General features: G+C 54.5%; 17 protein-coding genes. 5 read left to right on the top strand and 12 right to left on the bottom strand.

From position 1 onward, the window contains the following. Positions 1-166: 166 nt before the first annotated feature. The gene (locus tag Q3F21_RS16695) at positions 167-1,327 is read right to left on the bottom strand and encodes an MFS transporter (RefSeq protein ID WP_340255275.1); all 1,161 of its coding nucleotides are present in this window, start codon (positions 1,325-1,327) and stop codon (positions 167-169) included. Positions 1,328-1,667: 340 nt separating this feature from the next. Here Q3F21_RS16695 and Q3F21_RS16690 point away from each other — a divergent pair, with 340 nt between their 5' ends. Both Q3F21_RS16690 and Q3F21_RS16685 read left to right on the top strand, forming a co-directional pair. After that, on the top strand, positions 1,668-2,198 hold the full coding sequence (locus Q3F21_RS16690; protein WP_340255271.1) for a cysteine dioxygenase family protein: 531 nt from the start codon (positions 1,668-1,670) through the stop codon (positions 2,196-2,198). 87 nt (positions 2,199-2,285) lie between these two features. After that, positions 2,286-2,783: a Crp/Fnr family transcriptional regulator gene (locus Q3F21_RS16685; protein ID WP_340255268.1), complete on the top strand. Its 498-nt coding sequence runs from the start codon at positions 2,286-2,288 to the stop codon at positions 2,781-2,783. Positions 2,784-2,810: 27 nt separating this feature from the next. Here the strand turns inward: Q3F21_RS16685 and Q3F21_RS16680 are convergent, their stop codons facing one another. Further along, complete coding sequence (locus Q3F21_RS16680; RefSeq protein WP_340255265.1) at positions 2,811-4,124, bottom strand: protoglobin domain-containing protein; 1,314 nt, start codon at positions 4,122-4,124, stop codon at positions 2,811-2,813. 661 nt (positions 4,125-4,785) lie between these two features. On the opposite strand from Q3F21_RS16680, the gene corA reads away from it, so the two are divergent. Then, a complete protein-coding gene (gene corA / locus Q3F21_RS16675) occupies positions 4,786-5,721 on the top strand; it encodes a magnesium/cobalt transporter CorA (RefSeq protein WP_340255262.1) in 936 nt (311 codons plus the stop codon). A gap of 6 nt (positions 5,722-5,727) precedes the next feature. Here the strand turns inward: corA and Q3F21_RS16670 are convergent, their stop codons facing one another. From Q3F21_RS16670 to Q3F21_RS16645, 6 genes are all read right to left on the bottom strand, one after another. Next, the gene (locus tag Q3F21_RS16670) at positions 5,728-6,822 is read right to left on the bottom strand and encodes an HD-GYP domain-containing protein (RefSeq protein WP_340255259.1); all 1,095 of its coding nucleotides are present in this window, start codon (positions 6,820-6,822) and stop codon (positions 5,728-5,730) included. A gap of 134 nt (positions 6,823-6,956) precedes the next feature. After that, the gene (locus Q3F21_RS16665; protein ID WP_340255256.1) at positions 6,957-7,259 is read right to left on the bottom strand and encodes a YunC family protein; all 303 of its coding nucleotides are present in this window, start codon (positions 7,257-7,259) and stop codon (positions 6,957-6,959) included. A gap of 78 nt (positions 7,260-7,337) precedes the next feature. Further along, the gene (locus Q3F21_RS16660) at positions 7,338-7,577 is read right to left on the bottom strand and encodes a DUF6154 family protein (RefSeq protein ID WP_340255253.1); all 240 of its coding nucleotides are present in this window, start codon (positions 7,575-7,577) and stop codon (positions 7,338-7,340) included. A gap of 55 nt (positions 7,578-7,632) precedes the next feature. Beyond that, positions 7,633-9,072 carry a bifunctional metallophosphatase/5'-nucleotidase gene (locus Q3F21_RS16655; protein ID WP_340255250.1) on the bottom strand — a complete coding sequence of 480 codons (1,440 nt, stop codon included), beginning with the start codon at positions 9,070-9,072 and terminating at the stop codon, positions 7,633-7,635. An 85-nt stretch (positions 9,073-9,157) separates the two neighbouring features. Further along, on the bottom strand, positions 9,158-9,982 hold the full coding sequence (locus Q3F21_RS16650; RefSeq protein ID WP_340255248.1) for a sulfite exporter TauE/SafE family protein: 825 nt from the start codon (positions 9,980-9,982) through the stop codon (positions 9,158-9,160). 53 nt (positions 9,983-10,035) lie between these two features. Then, complete coding sequence (locus tag Q3F21_RS16645) at positions 10,036-10,887, bottom strand: DUF72 domain-containing protein (protein ID WP_340255245.1); 852 nt, start codon at positions 10,885-10,887, stop codon at positions 10,036-10,038. 29 nt (positions 10,888-10,916) lie between these two features. Between Q3F21_RS16645 and Q3F21_RS16640 the strand changes: the two genes are divergently transcribed. After that, a complete protein-coding gene (locus tag Q3F21_RS16640) occupies positions 10,917-11,372 on the top strand; it encodes a Mov34/MPN/PAD-1 family protein (protein WP_340255243.1) in 456 nt (151 codons plus the stop codon). 59 nt (positions 11,373-11,431) lie between these two features. On the opposite strand, the gene Q3F21_RS16635 is transcribed toward Q3F21_RS16640, so the two are convergent. The 4 genes from Q3F21_RS16635 to Q3F21_RS16620 form a co-directional block, all read right to left on the bottom strand. Continuing rightward, entirely contained in the window at positions 11,432-13,027 is a 1,596-nt protein-coding gene (locus Q3F21_RS16635) for an SPFH domain-containing protein (RefSeq protein WP_425341270.1), read from the bottom strand. Next, complete coding sequence (locus Q3F21_RS16630) at positions 13,024-13,560, bottom strand: NfeD family protein (RefSeq protein WP_340255240.1); 537 nt, start codon at positions 13,558-13,560, stop codon at positions 13,024-13,026. Before Q3F21_RS16630 ends, Q3F21_RS16635 begins: the two co-directional genes overlap by 4 nt. A gap of 269 nt (positions 13,561-13,829) precedes the next feature. Then, positions 13,830-14,285 (bottom strand): NUDIX domain-containing protein, encoded by a 456-nt coding sequence (locus Q3F21_RS16625; RefSeq protein WP_340255238.1) that lies wholly within the window; start codon positions 14,283-14,285, stop codon positions 13,830-13,832. A gap of 14 nt (positions 14,286-14,299) precedes the next feature. Further along, entirely contained in the window at positions 14,300-14,836 is a 537-nt protein-coding gene (locus tag Q3F21_RS16620) for a suppressor of fused domain protein (RefSeq protein ID WP_340255235.1), read from the bottom strand. Positions 14,837-15,630: 794 nt separating this feature from the next. Here Q3F21_RS16620 and Q3F21_RS16615 point away from each other — a divergent pair. After that, positions 15,631-16,575 (top strand): putative protein N(5)-glutamine methyltransferase, encoded by a 945-nt coding sequence (locus Q3F21_RS16615; protein ID WP_340255233.1) that lies wholly within the window; start codon positions 15,631-15,633, stop codon positions 16,573-16,575. Positions 16,576-16,668: the final 93 nt, after the last annotated feature.

Below are 16,668 nucleotides of genomic sequence, written 5' to 3'. Positions count from 1 at the left end.
AAATGAAAAGAGGGACGTCCCTCAGTCATCTATGATGACTTTTGGGACACCCTCTTTTCTACAATATCAGACTTATATTGAAATTAAGAGGATTGGTTGCAGGCTATGATTATTATGGCAATTCAACAGCCCGCGAGCGTTTTTTACCAAGCGACAAGCCTTACCCCTAGCCTATCTCTTTCCGCCAGCACCAGCGTATGCCAAAAACCGCGATCACCAGCACAGCCTGCGAAACGGCAACCATAGCAAACAGGCCGAACGCCTGAAAGACCAATGGCGACAACAAAAACCCCAGAAAAAATCCTCCACGCGTCAGCAATGTCTGCATCCCTAGGGCGCGCCCGCGAACCGTACTGGCCGCCTGCTGAACGATCGACCTCTGAAACACCTCTCGCAGCCCTTCCAGCACACCCGTTGCGGCAAGCAGCAGCAGAATGACCACCTGATGGACTCCGGCAAAAGCGAGCGAGACGATGACCGCCATCGCGAGCAAAGAGAAGTTCAGCGCCGCGAACTCCCTCCAGTGGACACGCGGCGCCAGCCACGCTCCGACAAGTGTGCCGACACTCAAAAGCGTCCACATCAGCCCGTGGAAAGAAGCGTGGGAACGAGCCGACCATTCAGCCAGCAGCGGCAGTCCGTAATTGTACCCCGCCACGCTGACGGTCCAGAAGAAAGACAGAAGCATCACTGCAAGCAGGACGTCATGCTGCCGCAGATAGCGCCAGCCCTCCCGCAAGTCCTCTAGCCAAGAGACCCGCCGCTGCTGACTGTCTGCAGCCGGATCGCTCTCCCACTGCAGCCGCAGCAAAATGAGTGCAGAAGCAAAAAACGTGGCCGCGTCAAATCCGATGACCCATCCGTAGCCGAAAAAGTCGCAGGCCAATCCGCCGAGGACAAATCCGACAATCCCCGCCACCGCCTCCATCCGGACAATCAATCCGTTCACCGCAGCCAGCCCTTCTTCCGGAAACAGCTGCGGCAACGATGCCCGAAAGCTGATCTGGAACACGCTGAACAGGATGCCTTTTACGAATGCGGCAGCCACCACCGTATACGGATGCGGAAAGAGCACGACAGCGGCGATCATCAGTCCCGAGCCGAGATCGCTTGCGATCATTGCCTTGCGCCGGTCAAAGCGGTCGGCGACTACGCCCGCTGCCAGACTGAACAAAAGCCCCCCCACTTGTCTGGCCAGGAAAAAAGCGGTCAGCCACATGGCACTATTTTCAAAGGTAAAGATCAACGCTGAAAACGCGATTAAATCCATGCGCGATCCAAGATCGGACACGGCGTTCACATATACGTACAATTGTTTGCTTTTCATTGGCCAAACCCCCTGATCGGTCAGACGGTTCAGCTCCTGCGCCCCTGTTAGGGCGTTTGTACACTGATTATGGCAGTTGACATGCGCAAGCCTCCTTTACGCTAATCCACGGTCATGCTAATGAGCTCCTTCGACGACAAAAGAAATTTCCTGCGGACAGGGGCGTCCTCCCCAAACCTCTGGATGGACACTGTTGTGTCTCTCTTTCATCATATACCGCTTTTCTGTCCGCTCCAACGAAAAAACGTCAAGACAGTCAAAACAATCCGGCCCCTGCTGCACCCCTGCCCGGGTTTACGCATACAGATAAGCGAGAAATCCTATGTTTTGGAGGCTGCACATGATTCTAGAGGAAATTCGCAAAGCATTTGCGATACTGACTGCTCCAACCCCAAGCGAGATAAAGGAAGCCTTGTCCCGCCTCGCGCCCAGCGCCGATGCACTCGCTTCCTGCATGCCAGTCCCCGACGGGCTTCCCTACGGCAGAGAAGTCCTCTTTCGCACGGACGATGTTGAAATCGTTCTCATTTACCTCCCGCCCGGCCACGAGTCCGCTCCTCATGACCACGGCTCTTCGTTTGGCTGGGAATGCGTGCTTCAGGGGGAATTGATCAACATCAACCACTCTGTCATGCCTGACTATCCACACGGTTCCGCTTTCGTCAACGCCCAGGAAGCAACGTCAGTGACATCAGGACAAGTGTACTTTATTGAAAAAGGACAAATACACGCAATCCGCAATGGAGGACAGACGCCGGTCATCTCTTTGAACGTCTACTCGCCGCCGCTGTCTGGCTGCAAACAGTACTGTCTGCCCCCTGACCGCCCGCCGTCTCATGCGGACGTCTCCACAAACGGCGCTGCTCCCTGACTGTCGGGGCAGCTCTTTCTTTTGGCCATGCAAATATTTTACTTGTGCTGCTGTGAGATGGTATGGTTGGGAAAGGGAGTGATTTACGTGAAACTGAACAAAGGCGACATTCTTTTTCGGCAGGGGGAAACCGGACCGCTGTTTCACGTCCGGACAGGCGTCTTGAAAGTGGTTCGCCTGCAGGAAGACGGGTCGCCATTCCTGTTTAACCTGATCTTGCCCGGCGAAACGATCCCTCACCATTCCTTGCTGACGGCAAAAGAATATCACGGGACGGCCATCGCCCTGATGAGCTGTGAGGTCGAGAAGATTTCTCCGGCTGAATGGTACCGGGCCCTTGAGGAAGACCCCTACAAATACCGGGAGATTGCCCTCCAGCTCCAGTCGAAACTGCGGTTTACCCAGCAGCGCATGGACCAGCTCACCGCCTCGTCTCCAAAGGAGAAGCTGGCACTGATGACAGAGTGGTTTGCCAAACATATCGGCAGCTACCCGTTAACCGATCTGCTGACGCAGGAGGAGATCGGCCAATTCCTCGGCCTGCGCCGGGAGACCGTCAACCGCTTGCTGCGAAAACAAACATAAGCACACCCGCAAAAGGTGTGCTTATCCCTACAGATTTTCCGTGATTTCCGATAATTGATCGGCAGAAATGGCTACCTGCGACACAGCGTGATTCATCTCTTCCATCACGTGGAAGAAGTTCTCAAGCTCTCGCTGAATTCGGCTGCTCTGCTCCTTGCTGTCCGTGACGGCACTGCGAATTTCATCGAAAAACCGGTTGGTCTCGCTGGTCATTGTCGTGCTCGACAATACCAGTTTTCGTACTTCTGCTACAACAGAAGACAGGCTGGCCGTCTGCGCGTTCGTTTTCTCGATCAGATCGGCCACGCCCGACACCGACTGCTTGGTCTGTTCAGCCAGCTTTCTCACTTCCCCGGCGACGACGGCAAACCCGCGGCCCTGCTCTCCCGCACGTGCTGCTTCAATCGCCGCATTCAACGCCAGCAGGTTGGTTTGTTCGGCAATCGCCGTGACCACATCGACAATCCCGCGAATCTTCTCCGAGGTCTCCTCCAGCGTCCGCATCTCCGCCGCGATCTGATCGGCGCTTTGCTGAATCAGCCCCATTTGCTGCTGCTGATTTTCCAGCTTCTGCTTGCCCTCCTCTGACAGGTGCTGGGCATTGCTTGAGTAGCTGGTTCCGTTTTCGGCGTAACGCAATACTTCCCGGGACTGCTCCGTCAACTGATGGACAGACGCGCTTGTCTCCTGGGAGACCGCCGCTAATTCATGCGCGGAGTTGGAGAGGACGACCCGCAGCTCGTCCTTCTTGCGTTGGGCTTCCTGGCGCAACTGCTCATGCTTGTTCTCGTATTCCTCCAGCACGATTTGCTGCTCGATGTTTAAAATCTTCGTGACAATGGTAATCGCCCGGATGCATTCCTGCTTGTCCGAGATTTCCCGCTGCAAAAGGTCAATTAACGAGACCAGCAGATTTTGAAAGGCGCACATGTACCATTTCGGCTCCAGGCCGATCTTCAAGTGCATGACCGCAATCCGGCTCCGCTGCTCGATGTAGTGGCGGTCGATCTTTCCGCTGAACATCTCCGTGATATGCCGGGTCAACGTTCCCTTCAATCTTTCAATCGTGCTGTTCTTCTCGATGATAGTCATCAGGGACGACTCTTTTTCCAGATTTGCATAAAAATGATTTACAATATCGCCAATATTTCGAACAACGAGCGGTTGCAGCATTTTTACCGCAGCCAGATCATCCTCGGTCAGATCTATCAAGGATAATTGCTTTAACAGCTCAGACTTTGAGTCAATGATTACTTCCCCTGTTTCCATCTTGCCGTGGAAAAAGGATTCCGTCTGCTTGCTTTTAAGGCCAAACCAGCTGGAAAACGGGCACTTGCTCATTGAATGGTCTCCTTTGATCTCTTTCGTTTTCACTGTATTTACAGTAACTATACTATAAATATTTCCAGTTTGGTATGCCTCACCTAGATAAATATACCCAGCATGCAGCAAAAAGTATTTGCTTGATATGCGAAGGAGGGACTTCCTTCCCCCTCTTCCCGCACTGCTGGACTCCTATATTATATCGGAATTATATCCGCCTGGTGTTAGCGCTTTCAAACGCCGAGAAAACAGGGCTGTATTCTTCGCCAAGACTTGCCCGCCTAAAGCCGCAGGATGACATTTTGACTAAAAGAGCCGGGCAACAATCATGCAACAATTGCCGGAAACTGAGGCACACTATTCCAAGACACAACGTGGACGGATGTCAGCCTTGCCGTTTCACCAAAATGACCGCCGGGACCGCTTCTTGTTAAAAATCAGGGCTAACGGACAAACGCAGCCTCATACTTTGGTGTAAACAACCACGGATGAGGAGGCGTAATCATGAAGCGATCCAACCCGGAAGACCCCATCCGCCGTCCCCCCAGTGAGTCGGCCCTGCGATCGGCCTGCGATTTTCTGATCCACAGCGTATTTCCCCGGGTGAACAGACAAGCACAGAAGGAAGCACAGTCCGACGAGAGCAGCGATACATCACCCTCTGGCAGGAGTATGGACTATGAAAATTCGTCTCGTCCAAAACGGAATGATCACGCTGATTGACGATATTGAGCAAACGCAGTTCCCGCCGGGCAACGGCTTTTATTGGATCGACGCCTCTCTGTTCGATCTCGATGTGCTGCAGCATCTATTTGGTCTGCACGATTTGGCGATCGAAGACTGCATCGACGAGGAAGAGCAGCGTCCAAAGCTGGAAGTATACGACGATCACTATTTCATCGTGATCAACAGTGTGGAATTTGGCAACCACGATATTTTTTTGCGCGAAGTCAATCTGTTTCTGGGCGCTCACTACATCATTACCGTGACGAAGCACGACATCGGGCTGTACCCGCAAGTGCTGCAAATTGTCAGGGAAGAAGAGGTCAACCGGCCGGATGCCTTCCTCTATCATCTGGTAGATCAGATCGTCGAAAGTTATTTTGTCGTTGTGGAGAAAATCGAAGACTTGATCGAAAAGCTTGAGGAAGAAATACTGGTGAATGCGAAAAAGGGACAGCTCCAGCAGATCATCGGACTGCGGAGCGAAGTACTGTACGCGCGGAAAATGCTTTTGCCGCAGCGCGATCTGATCGATGCCCTGCACAAAAAAGAGCTTCCGCTGATCGACCGCAGACTGCGGAAGTACTTCGGAGATATCCTGGAAAACGCGGTAAAAATCGTGGAGAGCTTCGAAACGTTCCGGGAGTTGATCGGAAACCTTCGCGAAGCCTATCATTCTTCGGTCGCTGGCCGCGCCAATGATATCATGCGGATTTTTACAGCATTGACCACGATTTTCATGCCGCTTACGATCGTGACCGGAATCTACGGCATGAATTTCGAGTATATGCCTGAGCTGAAATCTCCGCATGGCTACTATATCGTCTTGGCCTTTATGGCTTCTTTGGGAATCATTATGTACCTGATTTTCAAAAGAAAGGAATGGCTCTAGCCGCCTCTAAAACAACCCGTCGAAGGAGACGATCATCAGGTGGAGCCGTTTGGATAAATCGTATTCGTACGGATGCTCTACCGGGCCTCCGCTCTCATCGTACAGCACGCGTACCACCGGCCTGCTCGGTGTCCCCTTGTTGTAATCCACAACTACGCCCGATTCCCCGGTATTGAGCACGACCGATAATCCCAACGGGTAAAGGGCAATCGTATCGCGGAGCCTTTCGACGTATTCTTTGGCGTACAGCGTCTCGACACCTGTGTACAAAAGCTCCATCGCCTCGTGGGGCAGCATAGGCGTCCGGTAGACACGATGAGTCGTCAACGCGTCAAATACGTCGCAAACAGCCATTAGCTGCGCGTAGGGATGGATCTCGTCTCCCTTGAGACCGCGCGGATAGCCTGTCCCGTTCAATCTTTCGTGATGCTGAAAAGCGCAATGCGCCGCCAAGAGCGGGATATCGTCCTGCCGCCGCAGCATTTCGAAGCCTACTTCGGTATGCTTTTTCATTGTTTGAAACTCTTCGTCGGTGAGGCGTCCCGGTTTTTTCAGAATTTCATCGGGAATGGACATTTTTCCGATATCGTGGAGGATTCCTCCCACACCGATCTCCAAAACCTCTTTCTCCCCAAAGTCCGACCTCAGGGCCAACGCTGTAGAATAGAGCATGACATTAAACGAATGGGCAAAGATATAGTGATCGAACGCACAGGCATCGGCCAGCAGATTCATCGCGGAGTCCTTGCTCTTCAGTTCATCCGCCACAGTCGCCAGCACTTGCCTGATTTGCCTGCCAAACTGTCTGTCCGAAAACATTTGATGCCATTTCTGCGGACTCTGGTGGGAAGCGCGGAACGTTTCGTTGATCAGCCCCATTGCCTCTCGACGCGTCTCTTCCGAAACAGGCGCCTCCACCACGATATCCTCCGTCCGTTTATCCTGGATGTACACGTTCGTTATGTTCATGTTGATCAGCCGATTGATCATGCGTTGTGTCAGCTGTACGCCAGCGCCTACCAAAATGGTTCCGTTCTCCGCGTAGACTGAGCGAGCCAGAGTGACACCCGGCTGACATTTACGAATAGAGAGTAATCTCATTTTCCGTTCTTCGCCTTTCCTTCAAAGTACCCCTATTATACCGCGATTCAAGATTCTTCTACATTTCTTTTTCCGGTTTTGTTGGATTTTGTCGAAAAACGCCTCGTCACAAGGACAAAGGCGTTTTGGACTCGCTAAAACATTTTTCGTACCGCATCCCGCCCAATCGTTCCGGCCGTGATGCCAAGCTTTTCGGCTGTATGGGTGACCGACTCCAGGGGAGCGTCCAGCAATTGTTCGATCGTTTTGACACCCACAGCCCGGCCGGCAACAATTTCCCGGCTGGCCAGCTTTTCATTCAACAGACCCACATCCAGGGCTCCGCACATGATATATCCTTTATCCGTCGTAACCGCCAGCAGTGTGGTCTTCGGCAGGCGAACCGTTACAGCGATGGCAGTTCCTTCAGCAAAATGGACAGGCTGTACCTCTATCATCGTGAGTTCCTCCTTCTTTTCAGCTACACGCAGGCGCGCTACCATCCTATGATGTTGCCGGCCGGGAGGTGTCTGCCGTCAGTGAATCAACGAGACTGACGGGCGCTCGTCATCCATGGCTACCTTGCGCTTCATGACTTCGATCATGTAAGTGGCCAGCATGTGGAACAGCTCTTCTTCCTCCATCTCCATCACCAGCTTGATGAGGTCCTGATGGGATTGTTCGTCCAGAATGCCGACGATGATGGCAACGATGTCTTCCTCGTCTCCGTTGAAGTGGCCTTTGTACAATTCATACACTTCATCGATAAATCGCATGGGCTGCCCCCTCCTTTTCCCTGTTAGCATGCCCTTTTCGACGGCTTGCTCTTCGTCACGAGGGTGCAATCGGGAGCCAGCGAGGCTGAAGGGCCTTTGCAATCAGCTCCGTATCAGCCAATGTCTCAGCGAGAATTTCACGCAGCATTTCCGGCAGGTAAAAGCGAACGTCGGTCCCTTCCGCCAGTTCGGGAAACATTCGATTAAACATGAACATATCGATGGTCCCCACCCGGTAGACGCGGCCTGCGTCCAGCTCTTCGCCGTTGACCTCGACTCTTGAAATCCGCGGGCTTTCCCCCGTCTCATACCACACGTGCAGACCGTCTATCCCCATCCATCCGGTCACCTTGCCGCGGAAGCCGAATCCGCGCAGCTCCCGATTCACGATCTGCGGCTGGATCGACTGCTGCAGCACCTTGAACAGCTGCTCGCCGGTTACAGAAACCGCGCATGGGTTGATCGGGTGGGGAACACTGCGAAGCAAATCCCGGTAGCTTACTCTGCCATTTGCCAAAGGAGCAAGCAGCAGCCCGTTGTTGGCAAGACCCACCTCAGCCTGTGTCCATTTGCGTAGAGAAGCAGCCAGGACCGAGCCGAAGGCCGCTTCTTCCGTCCAGGAAATATTCAGGCTGACCGACAGCTCAACGGCGGTCTGGTCCAGAAGTTCTTCCGCCGCTACCTGGCTTTTGGCTATCAGCGAGTCCAGCACCGGCTCGGACGGATACTCGTCGGCTGCAAACAGCTCTGCCGATGCCTCCCGCACTCGCTTCGCCCTTCTGTCCCACACCAGCCGCACGTGTCCGACGTGGCGGCCAAACACGCCTGTCTGGGCCACCAGCGTTCCGTTGATGTGCTCTCCCCGCTCCAGCTGATGATGGGTGTGCGCCCCCAAAATGACGTCGACTCCTTCAAGCTCGCGGGCCAGTCTGCAATCGTCGGGATAGCCGAGATGAGACAGCAGGACGATGACGTCCACGTCAGGGCGCAAAGCGGCCACCTGCTCCCGAAGGTGCTCCAGAGGCTCTTTGGTTTCCCAGCCGAGCAGCTTGTAAAACGGGGAAAAGGATGCGGTAACGCCAAGAATGCCGACACGCAGATCGTCCCACTCATGAACGGCGTGCGAGGCCGCCCAGCTCGGTATGCTGCCCGTAGCCGGATCGATCAGGTTTCCCAGTACGACGGTAAAAGACGCCTGATCATAGAGGGAATCCAGTCTTTCTTTCGGAAAGGTAATCCCCTCGTTGTTTCCGATCGTCACATACTCGTAGCCGCTGCGGTTCAACACTTCTACATTGGCCCTGCCCCATGTGGCTTCCGTCTTCACATCCATCCGGTCAGCGTGATCGCCGATGTCGACTGTCAGTACATGCTCGCCCAGCGCTTCCCATCGCTGCCTGTTCTGCCGCAGGCAAGAGGCGATACGGGGCATGCTGGAAAAATGGCTGTGGACGTCATTGGTGTGCAAAATATGCAAGGTACAGGTGTCCGCCACGACTTTCCCTCCCTTTTCTCTCTGGTATCTCTTCGGCTTTGAGGCCCAAGGCTTGGTCTCAAGCTGCTGCCGCATCCAAGCCCGTTTACTTCGTGACAGCTTCGCCGATCATCTGAATCGCCATGCCCAATATCAAGATGCGCAGCACGAGTACGATCGTTTGCCCCTTCATCCGGTTGGCAGCCAGCGCCCCGAGCTTGCCTCCGGCCCATGCTCCCGGAGCCAGCATCGCCGCGTACAACCAGTTTACATGGCCATGCAGGATATTCGTCGCCGATCCGACCATAGCCGAGAACAAGATCACCAGCATGGAGGTAGCGGCGGCAATATGCGGAGGAAAGCGAAACAGGATCATCATCGCCGGCACCATCAAAATTCCTCCGCCCACGCCAAAGAGCGAGGAGACAACCCCGACCAGAAACGCGACAAAGATGGCCATCCAGCGATTGTACCCGTACTCGTACTCCACGCCTTCCGCATCGACGAAATGCCGCCGGACATCCCAGCTGATGCTGCGCGGCTTCAGTTTGTCCTTTACCATCATCAAAATGAACATACTGAGCTGAAACAAGCCAAACAAAAGTGAAAATGCCTTTATTGGTAGTAATGTATTAAGATACACACCGACAATAGCACCGGGAGCACTGCCTAAAAAAAAGAGCAGGGCGGTTTGGACATCCGCTTTTTTCTGCTTGATGTAGGAAATGGAGGAGGAAATGGCCGTCACTCCGATTACGATCAGCGATGTGCCGGCCGCTATTTGCGGACTGATGGAACCAGGGGCGTACACGTTGCCGAGGTAAAGCAGCGCCGGCACGAAAAACATGCCTCCGCCCAACCCGGCGATACTTCCGATGACTCCAGCGAACAGACCTATGACAAGAAACATGCCTGCCAATGCGTAAATCATGTGCTCCCCTTCTTTCTGCTCAAGCTCCCCCGGCCCGTCCTTCGGAAAACGGGTCAGAAGAGCTCCAATTGGCGGGGATTGAGCCCGACAGGGTCGACGCCCAGCATGTTCATAAACTGTTTCGCGTTGCCCACCGCGTCCCCGCCTGAGTTGTTGTTGAACAAGATGCATACTTCCTGCGCTTCCTCAGCGATCCGCTGAATACGCGGGACCCACTCTGCCAGCTCCTCCGCCGAGTACTTGTAGAGGTAGCGGACATCTCTCCATTTTTGTCCCTCGCCCGGATCGCGCCATCCCGATACATTGCGTCCATGAAAACGCACCAACGCCAACGATGGGTTGGTGACGGCCTCCACGATCGGGACAGAGCCTTTTCCCGCCTGCGGCTCATCGCACAAGACATGTGTCGCTCCCAGGCCTGTCAACAGTTCCAACGTCTTTTCCCGATAACGGGGTTCAAACCAGCTTTGGTGGCGAAACTCGACGGCAAAAGGGTAGGCGGCCATCGTCTGACGGCAAGCGCGAATGTACTGCACATGCTCGCGCGTACAGTCAAACCAGGGCGGAAACTGAAACAGAAGCGCCTTTAGTTTGCCCGCTTCCACCAACGGCTGTATGCTTTCCTCAAACTGGCGGAACAGCTCCCGCCGGTCAGCCGGCGCTTCGCCTCGCTGATGCCCTGTCATCGCTTGATAGGGCTTGACGATAAAGCCAAACGACTTGGGAGTTTCGCGCGCCCATGTTTGATAGTGAGTCTGTGGTAAAATGGCGTAAAAGGAGCTGTCCACTTCCACGATGGGAAAATGGCCTGCGTAGACGGAGAGCTTGTCCTGATTGCGCACTCCCTGGGTGTACAGATCGTAATGATCGCCCCAGCCGCACACTCCCACATGAATCGTGTTCATGAATCGACAACCTCCAGGAGGTAAATTCTATGATTCCCGGCCTGCTTGGCGAACCCTTTGGGTTTAAGCATACCAAAACATGTCTGGACCGAAAAGTAGCGAAACGCCTCCTGGCCCAAGCCAAGGAGACGTTTCCTCTGGAGTACTCTGCTCTGCTGGCGGGCCAAGACGCGCGGATCACCAGCCATATCCCGATGGCCTCCGCCCGCCCCAGCACCGATGCCTTCAGTTGGGACAGCGCCGCTTTTTTCCAGGCGCTGCAGCTCATCAAGCAGCGCGAACTGCAATGGCTTGGAGTTCTGCACAGCCACCCGGCCACTCCGCCCGTCCCCTCTGCCACCGATCAGCGCGGCTGGCATTACCCTCAGCTGGGCTACTGGATTTTGGGGCTGGCAGGCGATGAGCCCGAGCTCAGGCTCTATCAATGGGAGAACGGTGGCTTTGGGGAACGGTCTTTCCTGTATGTTGACTCATCTCTACCCTAAGCGTCCGGTCTGCTCTGCTCAAAACCATGGTTCAACACGCTTATGTAGAATTTTGTGGATTACTTCTCTTGCCCTGTGCCTTGGTCCGGGCTGGCAGCCTGCGGCGGAGCGATCACGGCAACCGAACCCGCAGTCTCGCTTTCCGGCTTGTTTTTGCCTGCCTGTGCTGGCGGAGCGTATCCGCCGGCCTGGTCTGCCTTCATAAAGCCGGAAATAATCTTGTTCATATCCACGCCGGAGACGTCTTTCAGCATTTCCGGCAGTTGGGCCATCAGCTTGGTGACGTTCCCGCTCAGTCGGTTGACGCCGTCTCCCTGGCCTCCGCCGGTGTCGACGATCGTCACCTTGTCGATCGCTTTCATCGGCTCCGCGATCTTGCCCGCAAGCTCTGGCAGCATCTTCGCAATAATATCGAGGACAGCGGCATGGCCGAACTTCTCGAACGCTTCCGCCAGCTTCTGTTTCCCCTCTGCCTCTGCTTCCAGCTTCAGGCGGGTGACTTCCGCTTCCGCGCTTCCTCGAGCCTTCTCTGCCTCCGCAATCGCAAGCCCTTCCAGACGCTTCTGCTCCGCCTGCGCCTTCGCCTCCGCTTCGATGCGGTATTTGAGCGCGTCCGCCTCGCGGATTTTCTTCGCTTTTTCCGCTTCCGCCGCCTGTTCTACGGCATAGCGGTCAGCATCCGCCTTTTTCTTGACCTCGGCATCGTACTGACGCTCGCGGCGCAGGATTTCCTTCTCTTCCAGCTCGATTTCTTTTTGCTTCCGGACGATTTCGATTTTCATTTCCTCTTCCGTCACTTGCTGCTTGGCGACTGCCTCCTGGAGCTTGTAGGCCTGGTCGGCGGAAGCTTTCGCTTTGTCCTGTTCCTGCTTAAATGCCGCAATCTTCAGTTCCTTTTCTTTTTCCGACTCGGCGATGTGCGTCTCCTTCAACAGCTCTGCCTTGCGGGCCTCTTGCTCGGCCTGGGCCTGGCGAATCCGCGCTTCCTTGTCCGCCTCCGCCTGCGAGATCGTCGCGTCCCGCTTCACTGCCGCGATCTGCGGAATCCCCAGCGCTGCCAGGTAGCCGTTTTTATCGCGCACGTCCTTGATCGTAAAGCTGACCACGGAGAGCCCCATTTTTTTCAGGTCTTTGGCGGCGACGGCTTGCACTTCCTGGGCAAAGCGCTCCCTGTTCTTGTAGATTTCTTCCACCGTCATGCTGCCCAGAATCGCCCGCAGATAGCCTTCCAGGACTTCCTGCGCTTCAGACTTGAGAGCATCATCCGTTTTGCCCATAAATTGCTCAGCCGCCGTGGCGATGTCCTCAATAGAGCCGCCTACCTTGATGATTGCCACACCGTCCGCCATGACCGGAACGCCTTGCTCCGTGTACACCTCCGGCGTGGATACATCCAGCTTGTGCGACAGCAGGCTGAGGAAATTGGCTTGCTGGAATATCGGCAAAATAAAGGTACCGCCGCCGCGGACAATTTTCATTTTGCGTCCCGTTTCATCGGTCATGACGTTTTTGCTTCCCAAAAAGCTTCCCGTCACGATCATCGCCTCATCTGCGCCAACTGTCTTGTAGCGGGCCCAGAACGCGATTCCCAAGACGACAAAGACGGCGACAACTGCGACTACTGGTACGAAAATGGTCGATTCCATCATACTCATACGCTCTCCTTTTCCGTTGAATTGTGAAAGGGGGTGACGTACAGAACGTGATCGCGAACATCAATGACGACGACTCGCGTTCCCTCGGGAATGGCTTCACGGTCGATGCTGGCCGCCATGTGATTGGTTGTTCCGCCGACCATGGTAATCAACACTTCTCCCAAGCCCTCGGCCGGTACGCTCGTCAGAACCTCTCCCACCTTGCCTTCCAGTTGTTTCATGGAGTAGCCGATCGAGCTTTCCGCGTGTTCCATTGGCTTGATCCAGATAAAGTAGGCAGCAGCAGCCAGCGCCACCCCAATCGCTGCGGCCAAGGCGAATACGTACCATGGCGACAGCGCGGTAAACCTTGTCAACAAAAATCCGCCCGCCCCGAAGGCAGTGACCGCGCTGACCAGCAGAAGCGGCTGCAGCACCGGTAGGTCGATTTGACCCAGCCAGTCTGAAACGGCATCACCTAAAAGGAGAGTTATCAACGTATACAGAAGTCCTATGGCCATGCAGACAAGATAAATGGTGTTCCACGCGTCCATCCTGTCACCCCTTTCCATATATGTCTCTATTTTTCATACGAAACGGAACGGAAAATGTTTCAAAATAGTGAAGGTTTTTGTCGGGATGTGCCGATTCTGCACGAAAAAGAACGGCCCCCGAGCACTTGCGACGATCGCCTTTAATATGGCGGATTGCTTGCTTGCTCTCCTTTCCCTCTACTAGGTTAGACGAGTAAAGCGGTATACGGTTTCGCACAATGAAACAGCGGCCCTGCAAGAAAAACAGGACCGCTTGTTTCGGCGAATTTCTATGAAAGCATATTGCCTAGATAACGCGGCATGTAGCCGGTTTCCGTCAAAGCCTGTATCACCTGTTCTCGGCGGCCGGGGTTAAACATCGGCAGGGAACGGAATTCCTCCAGCGGAACCCAGCCCGCCCACTCGATCTCCTCGTCCTCCAGACCTCCGGGGATGGGCGTCTGGTCTTCCCCGATCAGCTTGGCCAGCACCCCGATCCCGATTGTATGCTTTCCATTGCCAGCGCCATCGATTCGCTCATCGACCCAGAGCATCCGGTCAAACTCGACCAACAGGCCCGTTTCCTCCCACACTTCCCGCCGGGCGGCATCCGGAATCGTTTCGAGATAATCGACGACTCCTCCGGGCAAATTGTAGCAGGGATGACCCGAGCATTTTTCCTTGATCACCAAAATCTCGCCCTGATGCTCCACCACGACGGTAACACGCATGCGAATATCGTTCATTTTGCTCGCTCCCTTTACATGACAGGGGGACGCATGACATCCAGAGAGTTGACCTCAGCATCCGCAAACTGTCTTTCCAAAGCTGCCAAGCCTTCGCGCTTTAAATAGGCTGCTTCTGATCCGGAGATCGCATGCAGCATCTTGAACCAGACGACATCGCTGCCGTTGGTAAAGAGATCAAAGCCCTCTACTTCAAAATCAGCAGGGGTGGCGAGGACAAACTGCAGACTCGAGCCTTTCAGGATCGGCTTTCCGAGTGCGAACACATCGCCGTTTGCCAGTCTTCTGCCTGCTTCGTTCCAGCGGCGTGCGACCTGAGCGGCGACCTGGCCCAAATGCGAAATGAAAGCGCAATCAAAATGGTACGAGTAGAGCATGCACTCGACTCCTCCACTCCGGTGCAGCTCCAGCGTAGTGTATGTCCACCAGCCGCGCTCGCGCGTAGGCGGAAACACGGCAAGCAAGCCATCCGCCGCTTCCGTATGATAGAGCTCTCCTTCAGTGCCGAACAAGCGAAAGCAGTGGTTGTACAGCTGCCCTGCCACCATCATATGTGCGTCCCCGTTCTTTTCCGTCGTAAAATGATGACCTTATCGATGCAAGACAAGCCCACAGTTTTCCTTCCAATGGAAAGAGCCCCACCAGCCAGCAAATGCTGCGCTAGGCGGGACCTTTTGGCAAGACATGACTGTTTGGTACAGTAGCATGTCTGTTTGCTTGTAATCGATCTACCTTCCATCTTGAACGCAGATTGCCAATTGCTTTTACAAAGGTTCAGTGATGGCAAAAAATCTTGATATAATAAGATTTTTCTTAGAAGGCCCTCTCACATTATAACATAGCTTTGAGCATCGTTTTGGTCAAATTTGGCACAGATGACGGGCTGTGTGCAAGCCATCGTCAGAAGCCCCTGGATTTTATTCTACACGCTCTACTTTATTATTCCATCCCGTTCAAAACGCCATACACGATGCATTTCTCGGTATCATTCGCAGTGACTCTACCACGCAAGAAAGGTCGACACCCTCTACCGTGGAAACAGCTTTTTATACATGTTTCTTTGAACATTCAAAAACTTGTGATTCTCTGATAATCGTATGCATTGGACTTCTCCTCAGTGACAACCGTGTCCAAGCAGGCCGCAAATCAGACCGGATCTGACAAAAATATCTGGTCTTGCCCTGTCAAGCTGACAGTTGAAAGCAAGCCGTCAGATCGGCGAAGAAACTGACGTAATCTCTAGAATTCAGCAGCGGATTTGAAAAATATAGTATTCGTCATGAAATGAAACTGCTAGACTGTGAACAGATCATCAGGTAACGAAGATCGGGAACAGGAGTGTTCTATGGACGAAAGGAAAGCCTCATTGGACTTCAGAAATAGCAATTGTGTTGATGAGAGCAAGGAAAATATCAAGCATGACGCATTCAAAAATGTGACTGATGCCACTCGCGATGCAGAGACTGGATCATATACGGACGGTGGCGATTTCCTTAAAAATTCCACTTATGAAATTGTCGTCAGCAGGCTTCGGGCCGCCGGCTGTGTATTCGCTGAAGATGAGGCCCGGTTGCTCATCTTTGCCGCACGGACGCCAGCCGACCTCGCTGCTATGGTGAACCGGCGAGCAGAAGGTTTCCCCCTCGAACACGTCATCGGCTGGGCAGAGTTCTGCGGTCTGCGGATCACGGTGGCCCCGGGAGTCTTCGTGCCCCGCCGCCGCACCGAGTTTCTCGTTCGCCAGGCCGCAGCGCTCACCCGGCCAGAAGCCGTCGTAGTTGACTTGTGCTGCGGCTCCGGCGCGGTGGGCGCCGCGCTGGCTGCAGCACAGGATCGGATCGAGTTGCACGCCGCAGACATCGATCCCGTTGCGGTGCAGTGTGCCCGCCGCAACGTCACTGCCGGCGGTCACGTCTACGAAGGAGACCTCTACGAGCCGCTGCCTCACAGACTTCGGGGTCGTATCGATGTACTGATCGCCAACGCACCTTACGTGCCCACCGAGGCGATCAGGCTGCTGCCGCCGGAGGCCCGCATCCATGAGGCACAGGTGGCGCTTGACGGGGGTCCTGACGGGCTTGACATCCAGCGGCGTGTGGCAGACGCAGCGCCCATCTGGCTGGCACCGGGCGGACACCTGCTGATCGAAACCAGTGAGCGGCAGGCGCCGTTGACCGTCGAGATCTTCGCTCGCAGCGGGCTAATACCGCAGGTGGCTAGCTCCGAGGAGTTGGATGCCACCGTGGTCATCGGAACCATGCCCGTCAGTCTGAGTGGGTCGGACGGCTAGCCTTGTCTGCAAAGAGAGTGTTAGGCTGGCAGTATCGCAAGGACATCCCCCGAAGACAGTTAAGGAAGCCGATGACAAAAACAAAAAAACGTG

The sequence above is a fragment of the Brevibacillus borstelensis genome (assembly GCF_037834415.1).
Lineage (GTDB): Bacteria > Bacillota > Bacilli > Brevibacillales > Brevibacillaceae > Brevibacillus > Brevibacillus borstelensis_A.
Note: the sequence above shows the minus strand (reverse complement) of the source record. Positions and strands in the feature narration are given on the sequence as shown.